Genomic DNA, 24,663 nt, shown 5'->3' on the forward strand with positions numbered 1-24,663 from the left:
TGCCTCCCGCTGCTATTTCCTGAGCGTCTTCACATAAGCCAATACCAGGTCCAGTTCTGCTGAATCCATTCGTTTTCCCCAGGCAGGCATGACCTTACGCCCCTTGGCAATGGTAAGGTACAAGGCGTCATCGGCCAACTGGCTGGTTTGTAGATTTTTAGCACCAAACAAGCCCCGTGTACCATCTTTTCCATGGCACTGCTTGCAATGTTTTTCAAACAATTCTTTACCTGTTTTTCCCGTTGCTCCATAGTCGTAAACGAAAGGAGTAAAAGGAGGGTCAAAGTTCCGGTGATGGTGGCTATTAAAGGTTTCATGGCTTTTATTTCACACAAAACTATAGTGCCCCATCCTCCGGAAATAGAACAAAACCGACAGCGTGCGAAAAGGTTTGCGTCGAAAAGGTGACACCTTTCCCCTTTTCAACGCGGACGAATGGTGTCACGTTTTTCCTTAACTAAAAGGGTGAGCTGCTTTCTTCAAGCGGCTCACCCTGCAACAAACCCAAGGTGGGTCACCCTCCCTGGGTAGCTCACCTGGAGGCATACTATAGTTATTCTGCTGTACTCAGCAACTGATTAAACAAGAGTTTAAATGTACCATGCGTTTGCGCCCGGAACGTGATCTCCGGACCAAAGGCGTATAGCTTTCCAGTACCCACCGTGGCTTCAAAAGCAGTTACCCCACCTTGTAAGTAGGATTGTCCCCAAGCCCAGCCACTACGCAGTGGTTTGTTGTTGGGGAACCACAGCAGTGGCTTGATGGAGCCTTTGGCTACCGCTTCTGGCGCCAGGTTGAACACCGGACTGGCATCAAAATATACATCACAATCAGTAGGTAAACCATAGGTGGCTTGCTGTGTTGAATCGAGGCGTACCTGCAATACACTGCCGGGTATATAGTACTTCTCCGCAGGCAGGCGCTGTTCTTCGCCATTGTTCATTTCCACCAGCGCATTGCGCACCGGCAATTGAAGATGGTAGGCCAGGCTGGTACTGGAACCAATCGTTACAATACGGCCACCTGCTTCAAGAAAGCGTTTTAGTTCAGGGATGGACTTGTCAACCGTGATCCTGCCCCGGCGCCCTTTAAATTCAGCAGGAATACTATCGTTTTGCTGTCCGCCACCAAATCCGCCGCCGCCAAAACCACGTCCTCCCTCACTCCCTACACCGGGTATGGCGCCTCCTACAAATACGATCACATCATATTTTGAACGCAGGCTGCCACTATCTACCGTAGGCGGATAGATCACATCCGCATTGAAATGATATTGCTCAAAAATAAAACGCATCCAACCCGAAGGCATGGAGCCGCCATACGTATCCCATAGTGCAATGCGTAAGCTGTTCACTGGTTTAAGTCCGGCGGGCTTCTTGCTCACCGTGCCTGCTTCAATACCAAAATCGGCTACGCTTTTTTCGATCACCCCCTTGGCCTTAGCCGATGCAGGTACAAAGAAGGAACCGGCGGCAAAACCAGGCGTGCCTTCCTTCATACGGAATACACCCGCACCCGCTTTCAACAATTCATTCACCACCAGGAAAGAGTTATTGGCGGCACTGCTCAACACATACCCCGCAGCTACCTTGGTAGCCTGCCCTTTGGGCGATTGCTGCTCGCCATAAGGAATACGCTGGAAGGGGCCATCGAATTCATCTGTCAGCCGGTCAAATTCCACGCCCATCAGGTAGGCGAGCGTCCAGCCTGCTGCATCATAAGGCGCCACGGGAGGGCCGCCGGGATAACGGAAGTCGTTGGGGTGATCCTGTGGTTCAAACATATCCAATACATGCGGACGGAAGGCCTGGTTGGTTTTTACAATGTAAGAGCCTGCCGGGTATTTTTGCCTTGCACCGTGAATTCAGTGGTGGCCTTGTGCACCAGCACACCTGTTTTCAACAGCGCATTGATGAATTTGGTAGCCGTAGGAAAATCAGGTTGATCAGCCGGCAGGATAAACCCACGCGGATCGCGTGTAGCCGGATCTTTCATCACCGTATCATAGAATTTTACCGGTATGCCACCCATGCGGAAACCGCCGCCAGCGCCAGTACCTTCTGCAGGTTGTGTACCCCGTGTATTGGTATTTTTCTTCTGGTCATTTTGATAGGCTGTATTGATCGCATTGATCCTTTTGGGCGATAATCCCCAATAATCTTTACTGCCCCGCTCAATCGAGTTCCTGCCCATCTTGTAAATATTGTACAGCAACTCATCCCGGTAGCGTGCCGCATAATTCAATACTGCATAGTTCAGCGAAATCGAATAATCGATCGACTGGCGGAAATACCATTTGCGCGGTGTTACCGGGTTGGGCGTAGCCCCATCGGGTAATAAGCGTTGTGGCACCAGCGGCACTTCAGAAGGGGTGGGGCTGCCAATGATCTCTGTAAGCAAACCGATGATATTATGAAAGTAAGTAGTGGTGCGTAAACCTCCATTGTACCAGGTAGAGAAGACAGAGCCCGTACGTTGCGTATAGCCGGGTTTCCCTTCTACATTCAACCGGTTGATCATAGCGGCGCCTACCGCATCAATACTCGTCATCAACAAAGGATCAAACACATAATTGAAAGGATCCCGGTAAGGTGCTCCTGCAACTACCGAACCTGCCGGCCCTGCCTGGTGGTGGTTGTACATGATCTGCGGCAGCCATTCAATGTACAATTGGCGGTTCATGTTTTGCGTCTCCTTCAGATTGGCCATAAAGAAGTCCCGGTTATTATCGTGTCCCGCATATTTCTCATACAGCCGGGGCAATTGGTTCAACGAGCGCTTTTCGGGTTTCGCTTCCCGCATATACCAGTTCGATACCAACTCCTGCCCATCCGGATTGGCATGTACCATCAAAATGATGGCATTGTCCAATATGCGCATCGTTTCAGGGTCCTTGCGGCTGCTAAGCTGGTAAGCCGTTTCAATCAACTGGTGGGCGCCTACCGTTTCCGTAGCATGCAAGCCGCCATCGATCCAGATCACCGCTTTACCTTCTGCTGCCAGGGCACGCGCCTGCTCATCCGTCATATCTTCGGCATGCGCCAGCTTTTGCGAGATCGTTTTGTACTTATCTAAGTTTTTGTGGTTTTCGGGCGAAGTCACAATGAGCATCCATTGCGTACGGCCCTCTTCAGTAAGTCCCATATCCACCATTTTTACCCGGTCCGAAGCCGCACCCAACTTCTTGAAATAAGCTTCCGCCTGCGTATAGGTCGTCAGTTGGAAGTCATCACCAATATTAAACCCAAAATGTTCTTTAGGGGTGGGCACCGTTTGCGCCTTCGTCAGCGCAGCAGTTAATAAAAAGAACAGGGAAAACGTAAAGCAGCGGTTTGTACGAATCATGGGGAGATCAAAGTTGATGAATAATTAAGTTTTCTCATGTGTGCCAAAAGCAAAGAATTGGTTGAGTATTGGCAGCCAATCAGACGATCCTTTGACAAGACGTCTTTTGCTTCCGCGCGGTAAGTTATTAACACTTTTTCAATAAAAAGGGCGGAATGATCCGCCCTATCAGGTGTTGTGTGTTTATTATAATACCCGTTCGGGTGTCCGGTTATTGGATCTTTTCGTCCAGGAATACCTCTACCATGGGATTTAGCCATTCCGGACGGCCCATGGCGCCTACATGCGTAGTGCCGGGCAACACCGCCAGCCTGGCCCTGGGTACGCCCACCAGGTCGCCCATTACGCCTCCGCCAAACAGGTGCAGCATTTCCACTGCATGTTCGGGTTTGGTAGCGTCCGCATCACCTATCACGATCATTACAGGCGCTTTAAAGGCTTTCAGCTGTTCGGATTGAATGGGAGAGCCCAATTCATCCAGCTTTTTCAGTTTCGCCATCAACTTGGGGAAGTCTTTGGGATTGGGGGCAATGCTGTCATAAACCGCTTTCCAGGGTGAACCTTCAAACATCTCAGGTGTCAGCGTAGGGATCATTTTCAGCAGTTCCGGGTACATACCACTGTTGTTGTAGGCAGCCGAAACAACGACCAGTTTCCTGATCACTTCCGGATGACTGACGGCCAGCTGTAATGCGGCGCCGCCACCCATGCTGTAGCCCAGTATATCTGCCTGTTTAATTTTCAGGTACTTCAGTAGTGCAGCTACATCATCCGCCATCAAGGCAGTGGTCAGGGGCCTGTCAATATCTGCGGTGCGGCCATGACCTTGTAACTCTACAGCAATCACCTGCCGGTTGTTACTGGCAAAGTATTTGGCCATATCCCGGATGGGACCTTCAATGGTCATATAAGCGCCGTGTAATAGCACCAGCGGTTCTCCCTGCCCGTGGATCTCATAATACATTTTCAATCCGTTTACCAGCGCATAGCCTTTCTGAAAAGAAGAAGCCTTTGTTTGTGCCGTAGCCCCATTGAAGCAAGGGGCTAATAAGAAGGCAACGGCCAGCAATAAAAGGGCCGGTGCATAGGAACGTTTCATGGCGATGTTGTTTGATTGGGTGTTTTTATTTTTCATGACTATACTTTTATAAGTAGGTGCTGTAATTTTTAAAGGACAATGGTTACTGTTTCATTTGACAAGACAAAGATGCTAGGGATTTTAAAAACAAACACGGTGCGATTACGACATTATGAGGGGTTAATTCCGCCGATGTTGTTTGAAGTATTGGTTGTTTGCACATCGAAAAAGGCTATTCACATTATTGCCTCTATTTGCCATACATACTGTATCTTTTGAAAAATTACAATGATGAAACCTGCCCTTGCCCTGTTGAGTATACTATTTTTTATTCTTGGATGTGGTGGAAATAGTAGTAATGCTGATAAAGAACAGCTGCCCCGGCATTCTGGAAAGCAGCAGGTGTGGAGAGTAAGGAACTGGGGCTGGACAACCTGGTAACAGCCGTCTTCTTACATGAGTTTTCCCATACCCGCCAGCAATCCGGTATGGGCGCCATGGGGGACTCTATAGAGAAGAAACATACATTCAAAGATCCGGAGTTGAGTGATGATATTGTACAACACGTTTTTCAAAAGACAGCGCTTATGTCAGAGCATTCCGGGCCGAGGTGGATCTGTTCTATCAGGCGGCATTTGCGGCAGATAAGGAAGAGGCCATAAAGATTACACGTGAAGCATTGGCTTTGTTAAAGAAACGGCAGGCTGCCTGGTTTATCAAGAACCATGCTGTATTGAAACCCCTCGATGATATTTTCCTCACCATGGAAGGGCTGGGACAGTTTGCAGGTTTCTATTGGCTGCAACTTCTTCAGGGGGCCAGTCTCCCGTATGAAAAAGCCGTGGAAGGTATGCGGCGCAAGCGCAACCAATGGTCGCAGGAAGAAGGCCTGGCCATGTTCCTGGTCCTGGATAAACTAACCCAACCCGATTGGGAGAATGACCTCTTTGGCGATCATCCCAAAAACATCATCGTGCTGCTGGAAGCTGCAGTACAATAAAAAAGGCCGGGTTGTCCCGGCCTTAGCAACCTGCCACCGGTAACCTGCAACCTGCCATCTGCTCAATCCGGCATGGTATCCATTAAGTGAAACCGGCCATTCATTAAGTGAGAGGTTGGTTTTATGCTTCTTTTGCCATCTTTGTCAAAACGACCAATACGATGAGGAGCCTGGAAACTGGAAAAAGGGTAGGGGTTATGTTCCTGTTGCTGGTATTGTGGAGCATCACCAATGCCCAGTCCATCCGGGGCAAGGGAGATTCATGGCAGGAAGTATTCAACAATAAAAGGGTACTGTTACTGCTTTATGGGATAATATTGAGCCGTTTATCTATGTAAACAAGGAAGGTGTATTGCAAGGCGTGGAGTACGAGATCATGGAATCCATGAAATCATACCTGCAAATAAAATATGGTATCAACCTCACCATTGAATGGGAGCCGGCCGGATCTTTTGATAGCATTTACCATAAGGTCAGGAATACCAGCCGGTCGGGCGTTTTTGGATGGTCTTACTTTTCCATTACCCCTGCCCGCCAAAAGCAGGTACAATTCAGTTTGCCTTATATGCCCGATTTGAATGTATTGGTTACAAATAACCTGGAGCCAATGTATGCCAGTTCACAGGAATTTACTTCCAGGATTCGTGAAATGAGGGCCTATACCATGGATGGTACCACGATGACCGAAGACGTGTTGTCACTGAAATCCAACTTTTTCCCCGGCCTGTCTATTACTTACAAGGAGCAGGATTATGAGGTCATGAGAACAATTGCTACCGATAGCAAAGGCTTTGGTTACGTACCCTTATCCGTTTATATTGTTGCCCTGCAAAAGGTATAAAGGTCAAAAGACAACAGGTACTCTCCAGCCGCCGGCAGGGTTTGCAGCTATTATGCCCTTGCAAAGCGATTGGAAACCCCTCATGGATGAATATTTTGCTTCCGAGCTCTTTCGCATGAAAGCTGGCGCCATCGTGTCCAAATACCTCGGATCTGAGATCAAAGACCTCGTATTTGAAAACGTAATGGAAACCGCACCCGCCCTCGACCTGGTATCCCTCGAAAAAGAGATCGTTACCAAAAGATTAATGGATACAGCAGTAGAAGTACAAAAACACCGGTCTTTCAGGAACATCATGCTGGTATTGTTTCTCTCTGCCATCGTGCTGGCCTTGCTCCTGTACAACCGTTTTCAAACAAAACAAAAGCTCAACCAACAGCTGCATGCCAAGAACGACCAGATAGAGCAAATGAACCAGCTCCTGAAATTGAAAATATTGCAGGCGAGGATGAACCCCATTTCTTATTCAACTCCCTCAATTCAATTCAATATTTTATTACGGGCGATGATAAAAAGCATCCTTGCAATATATTGGGCGATTTTCGGCCTTCTTAAGGAAGGTGATCAATTTTGGTGATGAACTGTTCATCAACGTAAAAGATGAAGCCGAGCTGGTGACCGAATACCTGTGGTTGGAGCATTGCCGCTTCCAGGATAAATTTGACTATGAGATACTCGTTGCACCCGAAGCCAGGAATGCTGCCATCCTGCCCCTCCTTACCCATAGCCTGGTAGAAGAAGCTTTGTACAAGGGCGTGCTCAGCCTCGCCAATGGGCATAAAGGGAAATTGTGTATTGAATTTGCTACCGGGCACGATACCCTGGTGGTGAAGGTTACCGATAACGGCATTTCACGAGCAGATGCTGCCAGGCTGGATAAGAAAAAAGGCATGATGAATGGTGATGATGCCATGTTGTTGCGTCGTATCGACCTGTTCAATGCCCAGGGTAAAAGAAAGATCACCAGCAGCAAAACAGTAGGGCAGGAGAATGGTACCCTGCTCAACAGCGCTACCCTTGAGATACCACAACCTTTATTTGATACGAATTAAACTTTTACTATGAAATATAAAGCCGTGATTGTAGAAGATGAAGTCATGAACAGCGACTATTTACTCAAACCCATCAATTTTGAAGAGCTTCAACAGGCTGTGGGCAAGGCCATAGACAGTTTACAGTTGAAGGAAAAAGACAATAAGCTGGAACTCCTGATCAAAAATGTAGGCAGGCCAGCCGGCGAAGATCTCTCCCTTTCACCCGATAAGGCATGTGCTGTCATAGCGATCACCGGCGTGGCCAGGTGCAATTGATCCCTGATCTGCCGGGTCGTCTTATACCCATCCATTACCGGCGCCTGCACTTTACAAAATGCCGATTTCGCTTAACAGACGCCTCCAAGTCGCCAGCCACTGGCTGGTGACGCCTATTTCAAAGCCTCCGGCTTTGTTACAACCATGTAGAATACCTGATCGAAAGGCTAAAAGGATTTTCCTTTCATTCAGATAGATATCGGGACGGACTTTCCGACTCAATAGTATTCATCGAAGCCACCTTCCTCACCGGTTGCCTCCATGCCTTTTTGCCTCAACATGGGTATATTCTGTAACTTTCAGTTTGCTCAGTCACCAGCCTTCCCGCCGAATGGCGGATGACGCTTATTTCAAAGCCAGGGGCTTTGAAATAGCCATCACTTTTCAAATTACACATCACCAAAATAGCTAATGAAAAATGGAAACCATGTATTCCCCATCACAGCTCAACAAAGCCATAGCCTTCAAAGCCCTGCATAAACGTGCTGGTATATTCGCTTTTCCCAATCCCTGGGATGCAGGTTCTGCAAAAATGCTCACCGTCCTGGGGTTTGAAGCCCTGGCTACCACCAGTGCCGGGCTTGCCTTTTCCCTCGCCAAACCCGATGGCGAAGGGGCCCTTACCCGCGAAGAAACCCTGGCCAATGCACGCGCTATCATCGCCGCCAGCAACCTGCCCGTAGCGGCCGACCTGGAAAATGGCTATGGTGATGCACCGGAAGATTGTGCCGCCACCATCCTGCTGGCCGCTGCCAGTGGCCTGGTAGGCGGGTCGATAGAAGATGCGACCGGACGGCCACAAGATCCCATCTATCCATTTGACCTGTCGGTAGCACGCGTGAAGGCGGCGGTGCAGGCAGCCCGCAGTCTGCCCTTTCCCTTTACCCTCACGGCAAGGGCCGAAAACCTTATCTATGGACGGCCCGACCTGAAAGATACCATCAACCGCCTCGTAGCTTATGCCGATGCCGGCGCCGATGTATTGTTTGCCCCGGGATTGGCCTCCAGCGAAGAAATACTAGCTGTAGTTAATGCCGTGGCGCCTAAGCCCGTTAATGTGGTGATAGGCCTGGGCATTACTGGCTTTTCATTAAACGAATTGGGCGATCTGGGTGTAAAACGTGTCAGCCTGGGTTCTTCCCTGGCACGCGCCGCCTACAGCGGCTTCCTGCGGGCGGCTGAAGAAATACACCATAAAGGCAGTTTCAACTTTACACAGGAAACCACCTCCTATGCCGATATTAACCGGTTGTTGCAATCCTGATCATGCAAGGCGTTCCCATCCCAATTGGTTATACAGTAACTGCCTCCTACCTGAAAGGCCCCAAAAAGGGGTCAAAAAGGGGCCAGGTTCGGGCCAAATTCGAGGTTAAAGCGCACTTGCCTAAGCGGGCCCCGAACAAAACCCGAACAAGACCCGAACGAGAGGCGAATCAGATACGAACAAAACCCGAAAAAAATGGTGTGGTGGGGGAGAATGGAATGAACCAGTGGAGGAGATATAGGGATAAAAAAGAAAAAGCCCCGCTTAGAAAAGCAGGGCGACACTAATCAAATTCGTTAACCATTAAACCTTATCCTTTATTATATAACAAGTTTTCCGACATTTAGTACTAAAGAAAAAGTGAGAATTTTTTAACAATCTTTTTATGATTTGGTAACCTTGGAAATGTATTTCAATTAAACCGCTGTTAATCATTTCATTATTGATTGCTATAGGCAAAAATATTTTTTACTGTTTTGTCCTGAAAAATAGGGGAACTTAATAAGGCATTTTTAGTGTCGAAAAATCACTATGATAAATAATGGAATCTATCTATAAAATAGATTCTTAATGATAGCCATCAACACAACAACCGATTTAAGGTACCTTGCTATTAATTCCATTTTCCTGTCATGAAAAAACAAATACTCGATTATTCCGGAGCCGACTGGCAGGCTCAGCAGCTTTCTTGTGCACTTTCCTTTGAACCTTTCCTCCGCTGGCTTCGGAAAAGAATTGGTGAAGAAAAAACGGCCAAACGCCGTTTGTATGAAATGGCCCTGGAGCAATTTGAGGCCCACGACAAACTACCGGCTGCTATCCCGGTTGACCAGGTATTTGAGTATGCCGAATTGCTGGAATGGATATACACCTGTATTACTCCCGCTGCCCAGCCCGAAGAAGAGATCATGTGGTCCTTATGGGTACCAGCCCGCCCCCTGTTATTTTATGGCACCAATGCTTTTTATGAATTGATCCAGCAACACAAGATCGATCTCCACCACCGTACTCCCGAAGATTTTCGGCGTGAGCAACTGCAAATGGTCTATACCTTTATCCTCCGTAAGCTGTATCATTTTCATCCCCGCCTCAATGAATATTATCATGCCTATTTGAATCCTGCTACCGGCCTCCTGCAATATTATACCATCCACATCAATGCCCAGTTTATCGATGTGACTACCGATGGCCCTTTACCGCCGCTTGACCTGCGCAACCTGAACGACCTGTTGCAGGTAGGTGCTGGTTATGAAGTGCTGGAAAATATACTGCCCTTGCAACTGTTCCGTTTCAAGGGTATCTCAGTATCTACCATTACCGATGTAACGGCCCAACGTTCGCTGGAGAACCTGCGGCAAGTACACCTTACCCAGGCAAGCGGTGATGCCAGTGATGCCCTTCAGGATGTCATCCGTTCCCTGAAAACATTGGTGCGTAGCAATAACATTGAATTTGATCTTTTCCCCATGGTACAGGTCAATGGCAAGTATGTATATGGGTACGAAGTGGGAGGCTCTGGCATATTGTATAGTGTATGGGGCGACCAGACCCTTACACCCGAAGAGTTCCAGCTGCAGGCAGCAGGTTATGCCGCCAATCCCCGTTCCTTTTTTTCACCTGATATTCACCAGGAGGAAGCCAGCAAAAACAAATGGCTTACACACTTCATTGAGGCCAATGTGCGGTCAATGGCCACTACCCCTGTATTTAATGAACGCACCATGGTAGGTACCGTGTGTATGTACACCCTGGGCGATGACCAGTTTGACGAAAAGACCGTCGGGCTATTGGAAACAGCCTTGCCATCCATTGCCCAATTATTACAGGTGTTTATTGATTCGTTCAACCTTGAAATAAACAATATCATCCGCGAAAAATATACCGCTATTCAACCTGCTGTGCAATGGAAATTCAGGGAGGCGGCCTGGCACCACCTGTACCAAACTAAAAACAATTGCCAACTGCCAATTACAAGATCCAGTTTGAGGCCCTTTATCCCCTGTATGGCGCCGTGGATATCCGCCATTCCAGTTTGGAGCGGAACAAGGCCATCAAAGCCGATTTCGGCGCCCATTTACAACTACTGCACAATACCCTTACCAGCCTGCAACCGCTGCATCAATCCTCCCTCACCGAACAAATGTTCTATACCATTGGCAAGTGGCAAAAGGTGCTTGCGCAGGAAGTATTGACCTCTTCCGATGAAGCCAGCCTCAATTATTTTCTGAATGAAGAGATCAGCGCCTGGCTCGATCACGTCAAGCTACAGCAAGCGCAGGCCAAAGTGCCCATTGATCAATATCGTCAACTGATCCAGGGGGCCGACAGCCCCATTTCCAGCCACCGGCGCGCCCTCGATGCCTCCATGCAAATGATCAACAACACCATTGGCAATTTCCTGGATGCCGAGAACGCCCGCCTGCAACAGATCTATCCCTGTTATTTTGAAAAGTTCAGGACGGATGGATTGGAATACGATTGTTACCTCGGGCAATCCATAGCGCCCGATAAACCCTTCGATCATTTCTACCTGAAAGATTTTCGCCTTTGGCAATTGTCTTCCATGACCACCATTGCGCGCACCACACATGCCCTCTTACCTCAAATGCCCGTTCCACTCCAAACCACCCAACTGATCTTTATTCACGATCAAACCATCGATATCTCTTTCCGAACCGACGAACGGCGGTTTGATGTGGAGGGCGCTTATAATATCCGCTACGAAATGATCAAAAAGCGTATTGATAAGGTCCATATCAGGAATACCAAGCAACGGTTGACCCAACCCGATACCATGGCCATCATTTATTTTAACCGCCAGGACCTGAATGATTACCTGCCCCATCTCAAATACCTGCAGGAAACGGGTATGTTGATGCCTGATATGGAAGAACTTGAATTGGAGGACCTGCAGGGTATCACTGGCCTGCGGGCCCTCCGGGTGGGTATTATTTATTAAGTCCTCTCACTGCAGCCCGGTCACTTGCTTTAAACTGGTACGGTCCAGCCTACTCATACGTTTGATACCAGCGGCATTGGTATTTCCTGCCTAGTCTATTACCACAAAGGCGGGATAACTTGTTGATGCATTTAGCTTTTTCTTTATCTCCGTTAAGAGCCTGTCATCTGCAAAAATATGCGTACCCGGCAGTTTCATGTCTGCGATATATTTCTTCCATGTTTTTTCATTTGATGCTCCGGTTGGGCAGAGGTACACATATTCTATCGGTAGGTCCTTATTGCTCTCATGCAATTTTTTGCTACGTGGCATGTCCGACAAGCAGGGGCCGCACCAGGTGGCCCAAAAATCAAGGATGATCGCCTTGCCTTTGAACTTTGATTGCAGGGCAATGATAAATTCATCTGCCTTGCCAATACTATCCAGCCGGTATAGATTGGCCCCGAAATCCAATTGCACCAAGGGCTTTCCTATAAAGTGCTGATCGTTGTTGATGGTTTTGGCACTGGTATAAATATTGTCTACCTCCTTTTGCTGAGCTATCGATTGGTTCCATTGTGCGTCCACAACCCTTTTACACCAGTCAGTTACCAGGTGGGCCTGCAATACCGGAAAAGTAGTAGCATAATACTCCTTCATATCATTCAATAGGCATACCTTCAGCAGGTCGGCCCGGGTCCCTGTATAGGTACTGTCAATAATTTTTATATGGCGCATTTCCATCAGCAGCATTTGTTCGCCTCCCAAATGCTTCAACCGCTGAATGTATAAATTTCTCAATACCTGCTTCTTTTTTTATTTTGGCAGCATCAATACGGATGTGCAGGTTGGAGTTAACCAGAATTTCTTGCCGGAATAAGCCGTCTACCGTTAGCCATACCTGCTGATAAGGTAAATTTTCTGCAAGAACAATCGTCATCACTCCGGCTTTGTTAAGCTGCGTAAACTGTGGGTTTTGTGAATGGATTCCAAAATTAACCAGTTTATAACCAACGCCGATGGGTGTAGCCGAGGTGGGTAAGTTATCCACCTGGATCGTTATGGTAGCGGGTTTTCTGTTTTTTAAATAGGCTTCCATTTGAGCGCTTTCAATAGGCAAGGGCCGGGGCGCTGCCGCCTGTTGGGCAATACTATACAAGCTGCCAAGCAATAAGCAGCATAGAAAATGATACTTCATGAGCATGTTTTTAAAGCCCCCGGTATGCTGCTGGATAGGCATACCGGAAGGGTAGGGGTAAATAATAAATGAAGGTATTAGTTGGCCCGTTAGAGTCCCGCCACCTGCTTTAGCTTCTCGCGGTCTAGTTCACCCATAAAATGTATCTTCGAGGCGCTGGCCTTACCTGCCAGGTCAATTACTACATAAGCGGGAAAGCCACCTTCTGCATTGAATTTTTCTTAAGCTCCGTGATGATCACATCATCCACAAAAATATGCGTGCCCGGCGCTTTGATGTCCACCACGTATTTCTTCCATGTCTTTTCGTCCGAGCTTCCGGTAGTGCACAGGTACACATATTCTATGGGCAGGTCCTTATTGTCTTCATGTAATTTTTACTGCGGGGAAGGTCCGACAGACAGGGGCTACACCAGGTAGCCCAAAAATCAATGATGATAGCCTTGCCCTTGAACTTTGCCTGCAGGTTAACGATAAAGTCATCTGCCTGGCCAATACTATCCAGCCGGTACAGGTTGGCCCCAAAAGGCAATTGAACCAGTGGCTTTCCAATATACAGTTTGTCATTTTTGATGCGCTTGGCAATGTTGAACAAGCTGTCCACTTCTTTTGACGTGCCATCGATTCACTCAATTGCGTTCGCACAATCTTTTACACCATTCCGTACCCAGGTTCGCCAGCAACTCAGGATAGGCAGTAGCATAATGCTCTTTCAGGCCATTCATCAGGCATACCTTCAACAGATCGGCCCGGGGCCTGTATAAGTACCGTCAATAATTTTGATATGACGTTTTTCTATCAGCAGCGTTTGCTCCCCGCAAAATGGGCATACCGCTTGTTGTACAAATTTTTCAGCACCTGCCTGGCCTTTTCTTTTTCCGACTCACTTAACTGTTCATAGTGTTGAATAGAGTCCAGTATCGACTGTTGAACCGCATTGTACGTGGCATAATTACTGTATAACAATTGCTGGATATTTAAAGGGCCATGCTTACTGTTATAAACTGTATTATTACTCAGTTGCTGATAAAATGCCACCCCATCATTACTCACAAAATAGGGCTGGTGCGCTTTGATCTTTTCCCACATTGCGTTGGGCATTTCCTTAAACCTGAAGGGCACACAAAACCAGCTATAATACATCGAGTTGGTTTCATTGCGGATGATCTCCCCGTAGCTAGGGCATTTAGCGATAAATTCATCATTTATTGCCTGCAGTTGCTGGTATACCGAGTCGGCTGTTTGTAGAAATGCCTCCATCGTAATTTGCTTATTAGCCGCTGCCAGGCTTCGGTCTACAAAATAACTTTCAATGTTGTCCCGCTCTGCTTTCCTGAATAGAATATGCGTATTTAGTACTGTATTCAACGCCCCATCGACTCCCGAAAAAGTAACTCCTTCACCTGCCAGGAATACTTCTTTTCCTTTTGTGATCGCTACATCAATATGGATGTGCAGGTTGGTATTCACCACAATGCCCGTATACAATAAGCTGTCTACCGTAAGCCATACCTGCTGATAGGGTAAATTGTCTTCTAATACAATAGTTGCAGCCCCTTTTTTTGTTAAGCCGCGCATACTTTTTGTTTGCGTCCGGGCGCCTAATTGCACCACTACATAATTGATCCCTACAGGAGCGGGGGCGGCAAGTTGGTTGTCGACCTGGATCGTTATAGTAGCGGGATTTTTGTTTTTAAATACCCATCCATCCGGGCATTTTCAAGTGCCAAAGGCTGGGGAGCAGTGGCCTGTTGAGCACAACAGTACAGGCTACCCAATAATATACATAACAGGAAATAATACTTCATGTGCATGTTTTACAACCCTCCCGGTATACCGCTGCATCGGCATATCCGGAAGGGGTAGGGTGAACAATAAATAAAGGTGTTATCGGATCGTATGGAGCGCGTTCATGACCGCCTCCTTTTTATTCCTTGAAACAGGGATACTACTGTTATCAACCAGCAACAGGCTGCCGCCATCTTCCTTCACCCAGCTTTTTACAAATTTTTTATTCACCAGGTGCGATTGGTGGCACCTGATAAACCCAAAGTCACTTAGCAGCTCTTCGTATTCATAGATGGGTTTTGATACCATGATCTTTTGTCCATCTGTTAAATAAAAACTGGTATAGGCATTACTCGATTCACAGCGGATGATGTCCTGCGGATTAATAAACCGCGTTTCTTTATTCGTGGGCAGCGCCAGCCGGTGTGCCGACCGCTGCTCCTGGTGTTTTATCAACAGCAACAGGTTTTGCAATTCCAGGTTTTGCCTTTTGGCCTGTAGCCGTTTTTCTACTTTGTCCACAGCAGCTTTCAATTCCTCTATATTGACAGGCTTTAGTAAATAATCAATGGCCGAAAACTTAACCGCCTGGATGCCGTATTGGTCGAAGGCGGTGACCAGGATGATCTCGAAGTTATACTCCGTTAGCCCTTCCAATAGCTGAAAGCCACTCTTGTCCGGCATTTGAATGTCCAGGAATACCAGGTCGGGCTGCATTTGACTGATCAGGGCTGCCCCATCATCTGCATTCAACGCAACGCCTGCCACCCTTACCTCGGGGCAATGCCTTTTCAACAAGCCCACCAGGTTCTCTATATTGTTCTTCTCATCGTCTATAATGATCGAGCGTATCATGCCAGCCAGTTTTTAAAGTTAAAATTTACCTCCGTACCCTGTTCATTGCTGCGGATTGTCCATTCAATCGTTTGCCCCTGCATGGTTTTATTGAGCAGGTCGATCCGGTCATTTGTAAGTTTTAAGCCAATGCCATTTACCGCGTTGGTAGAAAATCCCTGCCCGTTGTCTTGGATCGTGGCCAATAGGTTGTTACCCGATGCAGTAAAACGGATGTCCAGTACTCCTTTTCATATTTGCGGGCAATGCCATGTTTCACCGCATTCTCTATGGCTGGTTGCAGCAATAAGACCGGCACTTCAATACCCTCCTTATTAAGCGTTGGATCAACGTTAATGCTATAAGAAAAACCAAATCGCAGTTGCTCCAGCTTCAGGTAATTATCCAGCATACCCACCTCTTTCGACAGGCTTGTGAAATCACGCTGACTTTCATTGAGCGAATTACGCAACAGGATACTAAAATCCGTCAGGTATTTATTGGCCCCGTCCATATCGTTTTTGGTGATTAGCCCCTGGATCGAATTGAGCGAGTTGAATACAAAGTGCGGGTTGAACTGCGAGCGGATCGATTTCAATTCCGCCTGCGCCAGTTGCTGCTCAATACCCTGCGACCTGATCTTTTGGCCTGGTGCCTGTTTTTAAGCAACAATGCAAGAGAAGCAATGGCCAACAAGCATAATAGCCCCAATGCCAGCTTGAATATACTCGTCTGGTACCAGGCAGCCTGCAGGCGAAAAGAGTACGAACTTGTATTTTGCCGTTGAAAACTATACCGCATCAACAATTGGTACTTGCCCGGCGCCAGGTCTTTTAACCAGATGATATTAGGGTCAAAATCATTAGGTGTCCAGCCACTACTGTCCTTGCCCCGCACCAACTGGTATTCTACCAGACTGGCTGTTTTTACCTTATCCTTTAAGTAAAAGAAAAGACTGTTTTCTCCCGCTTTAAATACATCCTGCATTTGCAGTAAACTATCTACCGGTTTCATTTCAATATCCCCGTAATAGGTACTCTCGGGCCTAAGAAAATCATGTTTCCATTGATATTTATACACTTCAATGAAATCCTTCAGCGAATGGCTGGTAAATGTACCTATTACTGCAGGCCTTCTTTTGATCCATATCGCCGAAATAGCCGCTACCTCCGCTGGTATCTTTTATTCCTTACCTCGATCGTCAGGCTATTGCCCAGTGGTGCATTAAAAGCCCCCAGGTAAGCCATTTGCGTTTGCTCCGTGCCATCAACATTGTACCTATAACCCATAAAGCTTCCCGCAAAGTATTTGATACCCGTCCAGTCTTGAAGCACCCTGGTTTTATTTTTGCAAAACCCTGAATTCGTACAACGCAATATTTTGAGGGTTGATGCCATAAGCAGTTACTATGATGTCGGAGGAATCAAAAGCGGGATGACAGAACTATGGGGCTGGCCCAGCCTAATTTCCATAATACCACTGGCAGGCTTAAGTGGCATAACCTGGAAAGCTTTGAGTTCTCTCAATACTTCCTTCCTGTTGAGCGCGGTTTGCGTATAAAGATTCCTGGAATGAAAAACAGATAAGATGATTTCGTTATAGATTCCCTTTACTTTTTATTTTCCCTGGGCAGCTCATAGTGGTCAAACACTTCCCTGATCTTGTCCCCATTCAGCTCTCCTTTGAATAAAGGATGAAGGGTGTCTGCTATCCGTTGGCTGGATCCGGCCAGCGGCAGCAGTAAAAGAAGACTATAAATGGCTTGTTTCATGTATCCGTTACAAGTTTGAATGCAAGCCAAAATAACTGATTTCTGGCGCCATTCCTTACTGCCAATTTGAAACAGGTAGCTGCTGGTTTGAAAATAGCCGTATTTTAACCGTAATGGACCGCTGCCGACTGTAATTTTCCCCGCTAATTGGCCGAAGATTAGTACTTTACTACCCCACTAATCATACAGCAATGAACAGGAAAAAATTCCTTTCCCTTACGGGCGTGGCTGGCCTGGCGGCAGCGGCTGTTCCTAACCTTGTAATAGCCCAATCAACAGCGCCTGAGCAAAAGCCCAGGCGCTACCAAAAAGGCGTTAGCCCCTGGCCGGTATGCCTGGATACCGCTACTATCCGTCCGGCTTCGCTCGACGAGAAAGTGCGCATTGCCCACAAAGCTGGTTATGATGCTATTGAACCCTGGGATGGAGAGTTGGAGAAATACGAAGCAGATGGAGGCAACCTCAGGGACCTTGGTAAAAGATTAAAGACCTGGGCCTGTTCGTACCCAGTGTGATCGGTTTGTGGAATGCCCTGCCACCCGGAAAGGAAGCATTTGAGCTTTCTTTGAAAGATACCAGGCGGCGCATGCGCATGGCGGCGGATATTGGTGCACAACACATCCAAACCATTCCCAACACCGTGGGCGAACAGTACGATCAAAAGTATGTGGCTGCCCGTTACCACGATATACTGGAAATAGGGCTAAAAGAATTCAATATCCATCCCGCCCTGGTATTTGTAAAATTCTTTCCCCTCAAAACCATGGGCCAGGCCATGGGTGTGGCCCTCGATGCCAACCATCCCGGCGCCATGATCATTCCCGATACCTACCACAAGCATATTTCAGCAGGTGGGTTCGATGGCCTTTCCCTCATCAATGGTAAGTCCATTGCCATCTTCCAGTTTGCCGATGCACCCGCCACGCCGGCAGTAGGCCTGCTGGAAGACAAACACCGCGTATATCCGGGCGATGGTATCCTGCCCTTACCTAAAATATTGAAAGACCTCAAAGACACAGGTTTTACCGGTTGTGTATCACTCGAATTGTACAATCCTGATTATTGGAAACAGGACCTGCAAAAGGTAGCCGAAACCGGCCTGCGTAAAACGATTGACACCATACGGAAAGCGGGTGTGTGATCAACCTGCCTGGCAACAATCACATAGTATTCAAAACCCCGCCCTCAACTTTACTACCAGGTTTCTGCCTGCTCCGCTGATGCCCGAAGCAAATACCCGGTAATTTTGATCCAATACATTTTCCACAGCCAGTTGTAATGAGTATTGTTTGCCTACCGTAACCCGGGCCGATACATTCCATATTTGCCAACTGGGCATTCCTTCTGGCGTGGCATACACCAAATTGTCTTCGCCGTAAGGATTGTAGTCCTTTAATTGCTTTTTCCCATTGTACAATAGGTACACTTCTCCTTCCAGCCATTGGTACCGCGCTGTGACACCCGTTTTCCCATACACAGGAGGAATATGATCCAATGGAACCTGCTGCTTATCGTCCTGTTTGTATTTGCCGTAGGTATAGGTCAAATGCGAATAGAGGCCTAGCCAGGCAACTGGGCGGAGTGTAAAACCTCCCTGCCATCCATACAGCCAGGCACGGGCTTTATTTTGCGAAGCTACTACCGGAGTCATCTTGCCATCATACAGTACACTGGATGCTCCATTGAGTGTGAATTGATCCAGCACCACCGCATTCCGGAATAGGGTATAGAAAACATTCCCTTCCAGCTCCAGCCATTTCCCAATCCCCTTGGTCAGATCAAGATCGAATTGAAAAGTTTGCTCCGGCCGCAATGCAGGATTGGGTACCACCAGTTGCACACCGCCAGCTGATTCAAACACTTTGGCCAGGTCATCTATATTGGGTGAACGGAAACCTGTAGAAAAATTGAAAGCAATCCGGCTGCGCATATCCGGCAGGTAGATCAAACCCGCATGAACACTATACGTAAAATGATCCTGCCGGGCCTTCGTAAAAGGTAAATGTAGCAGTGAGGTGTCTTTGAAGCGCGCATGCAGGTTACTATAATTGATGCGTATACCATCATTCAGGATCAACCGGCCGGGTATGATCTTGAACGAATGTTGTCCATACACACCACTGTACAGCATATTGTTGTTGCCATCGGGATAACGCGTGGTCAGGCCTCCCGTTTTGGCGCCGGAAATAATATGATAGTTGAAAGCTGTAGACCGAAGTACATTGAATTGACCATCAGCCCCTACAGTCCACTCATGTCTGCCCGTACTTTTATGCAGGTCCAGGTTCAATGCCCATACGTCAATGCGCTCTATGCGGTTTTCCCGTAATGGATTTCTGTAGGCACGCTGCATCCGGCTTTCTTCAATATGCTGATAACTGGCGCCCGTTTTCAACTGATCAAAGAATCCCCGCAACTGTTGCGATTTATATTGATACGAAGCCATCAGCCTTTCCTGTGGGCCATAATACCATTCGACCCACCGTAAGCGCCCATTCCTTACATCTGTAAGGCGGTCATACCGCGGAATATCATTGCTGTTGGAATATTGCCAGTTCAATTCATGCGATTCCCCGGCCTGGCCTGCCACAGGAATTTCTGCAACAGGTCATACTGCTGGTAATTGCTGGTGCGTTGGATATTCACATTGTCATTCTGTACGATCGAATCCAGACCATTGATGGTGGCAATGTATTGTGCCCGTTTGCCAAAATCGCTATATCGGCTTTTACGTCGACTTCCCTGCCGCAAATCGCCATAGCGACTAAAACTGAAAGAGGTAAGGGAAGCAAATTTGTGCGTTCCGATATTCACATCCGCATGCCCGGTAAATTCATCCATGGCGCTGCTGTACCGCGCAGATACGTTGGTTTGTATTTTATCCAGCAAGGGTTGTTTTGTTTGAAAATGGATCACCCCTCCCAGCGCATCCGACCCATAGATCGTAGAAGCTGGCCCCGGTAGTATTTCGACCTTTTCAAGAATATCGTCATCAATTGTGATCACGTTTTGCAGGTGACCTGTCCGGTAAATGGCATTGTTCATCCGGACACCATCTATCACCAACAAAATACGGCTTGCCTCAAATCCTTTAATAACGGGACTGCCGCCACCCAATTGACTGCGTTGTACAAATACTTTTCCCGATTGCTCCAGCAGGCCCGCTGTATTATTCGATAGTGAGCGCGCAATTTCGGAGTGCCGCATCACGATGATTGGCTGGGCAATGTATTTTCTTTTCTCAGGGAATTTACTGGCTGTTATGATCACTTCTTCCAACAGGTTGGTGGTATCTGCAGGTGATCGTTGGGCATAGATGGGTAGCCAACACCATCCTGCAAGGAGGATTAGAATAAACTTCATGCGGTTGATTGAGCTGGTGAAAGGGCTGATCAGAAGCGTGCAGTACAGGCAATCTCCTGGTCAACCCTGTTGATTATTATTGCTTGATGATCCTGATATTGGTTATCCGGTTTTCTTTATCAGAAATAAGCAACTGGTAGGCGCCGGCTACTAGTTTTTGCATATCAAGTTCTTCTGAATGGCGGTTCACTTTTTGTGAGCGTACCTTATTGCCATTCAAATCGTATAATGCGATGGTTTGTCCATTCTTCAGACCTGTGATGGTGAGTTTTCCGGACACAGGATTGGGGAAAGCCTTGATACCTGCGGCCTCTATCTCTTCGGCAGTGGTCACTGCAGTATTTTCAGGCTGTTTCACCCCTTTTGCCATCAGGGCAGGTTGTAGTATGCCATTGATCTTAATTTCTGCCAACTGAAGGGTTGTTCCGGTTTTGCAGGTAAAAGTGAAGTGGAAGTATTTGTAGGTGGCAAGGTTGTTGAAAGTGTAGACTTTTTCCTGCCCACGGCCACCGAAAAATTCATTGGTAACCGTATGAAGTACCACCCAGGTGCTCCCATTCGTTGATCCCTGTAGTGTCCAGCTCTTGGGGTCCCTGTCCGGAAAATCATTTCCCGAAACAATACTGTACCCTTTAGGCACATAGTTATTGGTGGCCACATACCGTATCCAGGCTCCACAATTAAAGGTTACATACTTCGTATTATGATTATTGTCGATCACCTTCGTAAATTCTTCACCAGCAGGCGAGCCACTCGTATATTGTGCATCTAGTATCCCCCCATCGTCTGTTATGTCTGTGGTGCCTTCCAATACCGGTGTCCACAGGTTGGTTTCCCATACACCTCTTCCATAGGTGGCCACCCGCAACTTATTCGAAGATTTTTGTATCTCCACCTCGTTGATCGCTACCAGCGGTAATCCACTGGCATGTTCTACCCAACTCGTATCCACATTATCCCGGTAGTATACACCTACATTCATGCCCACATAAATGCCCTCACTTGCATTGTCATCCACCACTATCGACCGGGCGCTGAGTGCAGGCAATCCGGCCGAAAGATTGGTATAGGTCCTTCCCGTGTCAGTAGATACATACACCCGGTTGGTGGTACTGTTGCAGGCCAGGTATATTTTCCGGGGATTCACCGGGCTTACAAAGATCGCGTTGATCGTTGCAGGAGCCGTTATGGTTACCCAGGTGCTGCCACCATTATGTGTCCGGTACAAAGTGCTCCCTATCGATCCATAAATATATTGCGTATCTGTAGGCGCCACCGCGAGGGTAGCGAGCATTCCCGTGATCACACCTGTGGAAATATTTGTCCAGGTACTGCCGCCATTTGCCGATCTGTAAATGCCCGTCCAACCTCCATATACCGTATTGTGGTTGGTAGGATGCATCACCAATGGCGTTACCCAGTTGCCGTTGGAAGGTTTTGTCAGGTTCGAATAGGATTGTCCGGCATTGGTGGTTTTGTAGATTGACCCATTTTGTGAAGTGCCAATGGCAATATTGGCATTGGTGGGACTGATGACACAATCCATACCATCCGCTCCCAACCAATCTTTCCAACTGCTGTCAGTGCGCCGGAATGAAGAACCATTGTCCTGCGCCCCGCCCGTAATTACACCGGGGTCCGTTTTGGCATTGGCTATCCGGTAAAATTGACGGATGCCAAGTCCTGACGAAAGATCTGTCCAGTCTCCTCCACTATTGGTGCTTTTGTAAATACCCCCATCACTGCCCGAAAAGATGGTGGTGCCGATCCATTCCAACGCATGCACATCCGCGTGGTTGTAACCCGTAGCATTGGGATAACTCCAGGCTGTTTGCGCTACAAAGGAAGTGCCTCCATTGGTCGTCTTCCAGCAAATAATACCTCCGATCATCACTTCATTGATGTTCGAAGGGTTTACACAAATAGCCATATCATAGGTAGCTTGACCGGAAGTACCCGTACCATTCGTTTCATAACCAAAATAATTGGTGCCGCTGCCGGGGCTGCCTGTTACCGTAGTTACATAGGTTTTACCTGTATCGACTGATCGGTACATCCTGCCAAACAGGCTACCACTGGCCTGCACTGCATACACCACCCCCACATTAGCAGGCGATACACCGATCAACGTTCTCCCCGTATTCGTAATTCCATTCGCCACCGTGATAGCAGTCCAGGCCACACCATTATCGGTGGAGCGCCACACACTGCTGGTGCCTCCCGAGCCGGAGGTATACATGATATTCGGGTTGGTAGGATGGAATTCGATGTCTTCCTTGGCTTCCGTATGAACATTTGCCCAGCTGATACCGCCATCTGTAGAACGAAAAATGCCATTACTCCCTGTAGCAAATACAATAGAAGAATTGCTGGGATGCACCACTACCTTTTTGGAGGAAGTGGGGCCGGAGCCCGTTGCTGCCCAGCTTACACCTGCATCCGATGATTTGATAACACCACCACCCTGGATAGCAGCATAAATGGTATTCTGATTGGAAGGATCAATATGAAGATGGAAAATGTTCAGCCAGGCAGAGGAGGTAAAATCCACCAGTGATGTCCAACTGGTGCCACCATTGGTGCTTTTCCAGATACCCCCACCGGGCGAACTAACATAGATAATATTCAGGTTCGAAGGGTGCACCGCTACCGAAGTGATGCGTCCGACCCCGGATTCCAGCCGCTGGTATAGGTCCAGCTCTTGGGGCCCAGCTCAAGCCAGCTGCCAAAAGTGCCCCTGGCTGTTTCCAGTTGCCGCCTCTTCATCACCCCTTTCGCCGCTCTGTACCGTGTAGCTTCCGTTTCCGCATCGATCAGGAATCCTTTGTCGTCGGTATGAAACTTTTTCTCATACAGCCAACGTTGGAATTGTTTATAGCCGGTACCACGACCGGTACCCACACTGTCAAAATAACGGTTGGCAAGCCGCTCTATTACCTGCAGCGGCAGGTCCGTTCGTTCCATTAAAGCAAAAATGTCTGTTTGGGAATGAGCAGCGCCGCATAGCGCCACCAGCAGGAAGAGCAAGGTCAATTTTCTCATGTGATAAGGTTTTGTATAGTTAATATACTAACAAATACTGATATGCGCGTATAGTAAATTACAAACCTTGCACCGTCCTAAAACCAATTTGATTGTAAGGGATTGAGCGGCAGAATATTGACATACGTGCCCCTGATTTGCGCAACCGGTTGTTTAAAATCTTTTTGCAAATTATATTAGCTGCCTGCATGGCGCACCCACAAATTGTACTCACCAGCCCTTCACCGCCCCACCCTTAAAGGCTTTCTCTGCTGCCCGCAGGGCGGCTTCCGATTGATACGCTTTTACAAAGTGCTGCACCTTCTCCTGGTCTTTATTATCCTGTCTGGCTACAATGACGTTCACATAAGGCGAGGCTGCATCTTCTTTCAGGATGCCCAGCTCTGCCGGGTCCAGGTTGGCCTGTGCCGCAAAATTGTTATTGATGATGGCAACCGTCACTTCCTTATCGTCCAATACACGTGGTAATTGCGGTGCTTCAATCTCTACCAGCTTCAACTGTTTGGGGTTCTCTACAATATCCGTTACTTTAGGAAGCAGCCCCACACCGTCTTTCAGTTTTAGCAATCCATTCTTTTGCAACAGCAAAAGCGAACGGCCGCCATTGGTAGGGTCATTGGGAATGGCAATGGTGCTGCCCGGTTGCAGCGCTTCAATGCTTTTTATCTTTTTTGGAGTAAGCTACAATGGGATATACAAAGGTATTACCCACTACAGCCAGCTTGTACCCCCTTTGTTTCGATTGCGCTTCCAGGTAGGGCACATGCTGAAAAGCATTGACATCAATATCCCCCTGGTTCAGCGCTTCATTGGGAACTACATAATCGTTGAAGGCGATCAACTCCACCTCCAGGTTGTATTTTTCTTTGGCTTCCAGCAAGCTGTTCTCTAC

32 protein-coding genes are annotated in these 24,663 nt (G+C 47.7%); 12 read left to right on the forward strand and 20 right to left on the reverse strand.

The window, feature by feature from the left end; all coding sequences use genetic code 11:
* Window positions 1–12: 12 nt before the first annotated feature.
* The 4 genes from RS881_RS17860 to RS881_RS17875 all read right to left on the reverse strand — a co-directional run bounded on the left by RS881_RS17860 (window position 13) and on the right by RS881_RS17875 (window position 4,480).
* The gene (locus RS881_RS17860) at window positions 13–222 is read right to left on the reverse strand and encodes a c-type cytochrome (protein ID WP_315822306.1); all 210 of its coding nucleotides are present in this window, start codon (window positions 220–222) and stop codon (window positions 13–15) included.
* A 331-nt stretch (window positions 223–553) separates the two neighbouring features.
* Window positions 554–1,783, reverse strand: coding sequence for a hypothetical protein (locus RS881_RS17865; protein WP_315822307.1), 1,230 nt, complete (start codon window positions 1,781–1,783; stop codon window positions 554–556).
* Window positions 1,784–1,818: 35 nt separating this feature from the next.
* Window positions 1,819–3,345: a M14 family metallopeptidase gene (locus RS881_RS17870; RefSeq protein WP_315822308.1), complete on the reverse strand. Its 1,527-nt coding sequence runs from the start codon at window positions 3,343–3,345 to the stop codon at window positions 1,819–1,821.
* A 211-nt stretch (window positions 3,346–3,556) separates the two neighbouring features.
* Window positions 3,557–4,480, reverse strand: a complete 924-nt coding sequence (locus tag RS881_RS17875; protein ID WP_315822309.1) for an alpha/beta fold hydrolase — start codon at window positions 4,478–4,480, stop codon at window positions 3,557–3,559.
* Between the two features lie 347 nt (window positions 4,481–4,827).
* On the opposite strand from RS881_RS17875, the gene RS881_RS17880 reads away from it, so the two are divergent.
* The 10 genes from RS881_RS17880 (at window position 4,828) to RS881_RS17925 (ending at window position 11,797) form a co-directional block, all read left to right on the forward strand.
* Window positions 4,828–5,085, forward strand: a complete 258-nt coding sequence (locus RS881_RS17880; protein WP_315822310.1) for a hypothetical protein — start codon at window positions 4,828–4,830, stop codon at window positions 5,083–5,085.
* Window positions 5,034–5,423 carry a hypothetical protein gene (locus tag RS881_RS17885; protein WP_315822311.1) on the forward strand — a complete coding sequence of 130 codons (390 nt, stop codon included), beginning with the start codon at window positions 5,034–5,036 and terminating at the stop codon, window positions 5,421–5,423. The genes RS881_RS17880 and RS881_RS17885 overlap by 52 nt, the downstream gene beginning before the upstream one ends.
* A 107-nt stretch (window positions 5,424–5,530) precedes the next feature.
* On the forward strand, window positions 5,531–5,761 hold the full coding sequence (locus tag RS881_RS17890) for a hypothetical protein (protein ID WP_315822312.1): 231 nt from the start codon (window positions 5,531–5,533) through the stop codon (window positions 5,759–5,761).
* Window positions 5,762–5,784: 23 nt separating this feature from the next.
* Entirely contained in the window at window positions 5,785–6,264 is a 480-nt protein-coding gene (locus tag RS881_RS17895) for a type 2 periplasmic-binding domain-containing protein (RefSeq protein ID WP_315824529.1), read from the forward strand.
* Window positions 6,242–6,841: a hypothetical protein gene (locus tag RS881_RS17900; RefSeq protein ID WP_315822313.1), complete on the forward strand. Its 600-nt coding sequence runs from the start codon at window positions 6,242–6,244 to the stop codon at window positions 6,839–6,841. The genes RS881_RS17895 and RS881_RS17900 overlap by 23 nt, the downstream gene beginning before the upstream one ends.
* Complete coding sequence (locus RS881_RS17905) at window positions 6,825–7,316, forward strand: LytS family sensor histidine kinase (RefSeq protein ID WP_315822314.1); 492 nt, start codon at window positions 6,825–6,827, stop codon at window positions 7,314–7,316. The genes RS881_RS17900 and RS881_RS17905 overlap by 17 nt, the downstream gene beginning before the upstream one ends.
* Before the next feature lie 9 nt (window positions 7,317–7,325).
* Window positions 7,326–7,574, forward strand: coding sequence for a hypothetical protein (locus tag RS881_RS17910; RefSeq protein WP_315822315.1), 249 nt, complete (start codon window positions 7,326–7,328; stop codon window positions 7,572–7,574).
* Window positions 7,575–7,992: 418 nt separating this feature from the next.
* Complete coding sequence (locus RS881_RS17915) at window positions 7,993–8,838, forward strand: isocitrate lyase/PEP mutase family protein (RefSeq protein ID WP_315822316.1); 846 nt, start codon at window positions 7,993–7,995, stop codon at window positions 8,836–8,838.
* 632 nt (window positions 8,839–9,470) lie between these two features.
* Window positions 9,471–11,030 (forward strand): GAF domain-containing protein, encoded by a 1,560-nt coding sequence (locus RS881_RS17920; RefSeq protein WP_315822317.1) that lies wholly within the window; start codon window positions 9,471–9,473, stop codon window positions 11,028–11,030.
* Window positions 10,979–11,797, forward strand: coding sequence for a hypothetical protein (locus RS881_RS17925; protein WP_315822318.1), 819 nt, complete (start codon window positions 10,979–10,981; stop codon window positions 11,795–11,797). Before RS881_RS17920 ends, RS881_RS17925 begins: the two co-directional genes overlap by 52 nt.
* A gap of 90 nt (window positions 11,798–11,887) precedes the next feature.
* Here the strand turns inward: RS881_RS17925 and RS881_RS17930 are convergent, their stop codons facing one another.
* The 10 genes from RS881_RS17930 to RS881_RS17975 all read right to left on the reverse strand — a co-directional run bounded on the left by RS881_RS17930 (window position 11,888) and on the right by RS881_RS17975 (window position 17,366).
* Complete coding sequence (locus tag RS881_RS17930; RefSeq protein ID WP_315822319.1) at window positions 11,888–12,514, reverse strand: TlpA family protein disulfide reductase; 627 nt, start codon at window positions 12,512–12,514, stop codon at window positions 11,888–11,890.
* Complete coding sequence (locus RS881_RS17935; protein WP_315822320.1) at window positions 12,492–12,827, reverse strand: hypothetical protein; 336 nt, start codon at window positions 12,825–12,827, stop codon at window positions 12,492–12,494. Before RS881_RS17935 ends, RS881_RS17930 begins: the two co-directional genes overlap by 23 nt.
* Window positions 12,828–13,316: 489 nt before the next feature.
* Window positions 13,317–13,577, reverse strand: a complete 261-nt coding sequence (locus RS881_RS17940) for a hypothetical protein (RefSeq protein WP_315822321.1) — start codon at window positions 13,575–13,577, stop codon at window positions 13,317–13,319.
* A gap of 194 nt (window positions 13,578–13,771) precedes the next feature.
* Window positions 13,772–14,551 carry a hypothetical protein gene (locus tag RS881_RS17945; protein WP_315822322.1) on the reverse strand — a complete coding sequence of 260 codons (780 nt, stop codon included), beginning with the start codon at window positions 14,549–14,551 and terminating at the stop codon, window positions 13,772–13,774.
* 309 nt (window positions 14,552–14,860) lie between these two features.
* A complete protein-coding gene (locus tag RS881_RS17950) occupies window positions 14,861–15,616 on the reverse strand; it encodes a LytR/AlgR family response regulator transcription factor (RefSeq protein ID WP_315822323.1) in 756 nt (251 codons plus the stop codon).
* Window positions 15,613–15,801 carry a hypothetical protein gene (locus RS881_RS17955; RefSeq protein WP_315822324.1) on the reverse strand — a complete coding sequence of 63 codons (189 nt, stop codon included), beginning with the start codon at window positions 15,799–15,801 and terminating at the stop codon, window positions 15,613–15,615. Before RS881_RS17955 ends, RS881_RS17950 begins: the two co-directional genes overlap by 4 nt.
* Window positions 15,753–16,193 carry a sensor histidine kinase gene (locus tag RS881_RS17960; RefSeq protein WP_315822325.1) on the reverse strand — a complete coding sequence of 147 codons (441 nt, stop codon included), beginning with the start codon at window positions 16,191–16,193 and terminating at the stop codon, window positions 15,753–15,755. Before RS881_RS17960 ends, RS881_RS17955 begins: the two co-directional genes overlap by 49 nt.
* Window positions 16,190–16,675 carry a hypothetical protein gene (locus tag RS881_RS17965; RefSeq protein WP_315822326.1) on the reverse strand — a complete coding sequence of 162 codons (486 nt, stop codon included), beginning with the start codon at window positions 16,673–16,675 and terminating at the stop codon, window positions 16,190–16,192. Before RS881_RS17965 ends, RS881_RS17960 begins: the two co-directional genes overlap by 4 nt.
* A gap of 83 nt (window positions 16,676–16,758) precedes the next feature.
* Window positions 16,759–16,929, reverse strand: a complete 171-nt coding sequence (locus tag RS881_RS17970) for a hypothetical protein (RefSeq protein WP_315822327.1) — start codon at window positions 16,927–16,929, stop codon at window positions 16,759–16,761.
* Between the two features lie 275 nt (window positions 16,930–17,204).
* Window positions 17,205–17,366: a hypothetical protein gene (locus tag RS881_RS17975; RefSeq protein ID WP_315822328.1), complete on the reverse strand. Its 162-nt coding sequence runs from the start codon at window positions 17,364–17,366 to the stop codon at window positions 17,205–17,207.
* 191 nt (window positions 17,367–17,557) lie between these two features.
* Between RS881_RS17975 and RS881_RS17980 the strand changes: the two genes are divergently transcribed.
* A complete protein-coding gene (locus RS881_RS17980; protein ID WP_315822329.1) occupies window positions 17,558–17,881 on the forward strand; it encodes a hypothetical protein in 324 nt (107 codons plus the stop codon).
* On the forward strand, window positions 17,878–18,507 hold the full coding sequence (locus RS881_RS17985; protein ID WP_315822330.1) for a sugar phosphate isomerase/epimerase family protein: 630 nt from the start codon (window positions 17,878–17,880) through the stop codon (window positions 18,505–18,507). The genes RS881_RS17980 and RS881_RS17985 overlap by 4 nt, the downstream gene beginning before the upstream one ends.
* Window positions 18,508–18,537: 30 nt before the next feature.
* On the opposite strand, the gene RS881_RS17990 is transcribed toward RS881_RS17985, so the two are convergent.
* From RS881_RS17990 to RS881_RS18015, 6 genes are all read right to left on the reverse strand, one after another.
* Window positions 18,538–19,956: a TonB-dependent receptor domain-containing protein gene (locus RS881_RS17990; RefSeq protein WP_315822331.1), complete on the reverse strand. Its 1,419-nt coding sequence runs from the start codon at window positions 19,954–19,956 to the stop codon at window positions 18,538–18,540.
* A complete protein-coding gene (locus tag RS881_RS17995; RefSeq protein WP_315822332.1) occupies window positions 19,923–20,729 on the reverse strand; it encodes a TonB-dependent receptor in 807 nt (268 codons plus the stop codon). Before RS881_RS17995 ends, RS881_RS17990 begins: the two co-directional genes overlap by 34 nt.
* Window positions 20,730–20,805: 76 nt before the next feature.
* Entirely contained in the window at window positions 20,806–23,373 is a 2,568-nt protein-coding gene (locus RS881_RS18000; RefSeq protein ID WP_315822333.1) for a VPS10 domain-containing protein, read from the reverse strand.
* 2 nt (window positions 23,374–23,375) lie between these two features.
* Window positions 23,376–23,771: a hypothetical protein gene (locus tag RS881_RS18005; RefSeq protein ID WP_315822334.1), complete on the reverse strand. Its 396-nt coding sequence runs from the start codon at window positions 23,769–23,771 to the stop codon at window positions 23,376–23,378.
* Window positions 23,772–23,981: 210 nt separating this feature from the next.
* Window positions 23,982–24,437: a MetQ/NlpA family ABC transporter substrate-binding protein gene (locus RS881_RS18010; RefSeq protein WP_315824530.1), complete on the reverse strand. Its 456-nt coding sequence runs from the start codon at window positions 24,435–24,437 to the stop codon at window positions 23,982–23,984.
* Window positions 24,424–24,651, reverse strand: a complete 228-nt coding sequence (locus RS881_RS18015) for a MetQ/NlpA family ABC transporter substrate-binding protein (protein WP_315822335.1) — start codon at window positions 24,649–24,651, stop codon at window positions 24,424–24,426. The genes RS881_RS18010 and RS881_RS18015 overlap by 14 nt, the downstream gene beginning before the upstream one ends.
* Between the last annotated feature and the right edge of the window lie 12 nt (window positions 24,652–24,663).

Origin of the sequence: Paraflavitalea speifideaquila, from assembly GCF_032395985.1 — a bacterium.
Taxonomy (GTDB): domain Bacteria; phylum Bacteroidota; class Bacteroidia; order Chitinophagales; family Chitinophagaceae; genus Paraflavitalea; species Paraflavitalea speifideaquila.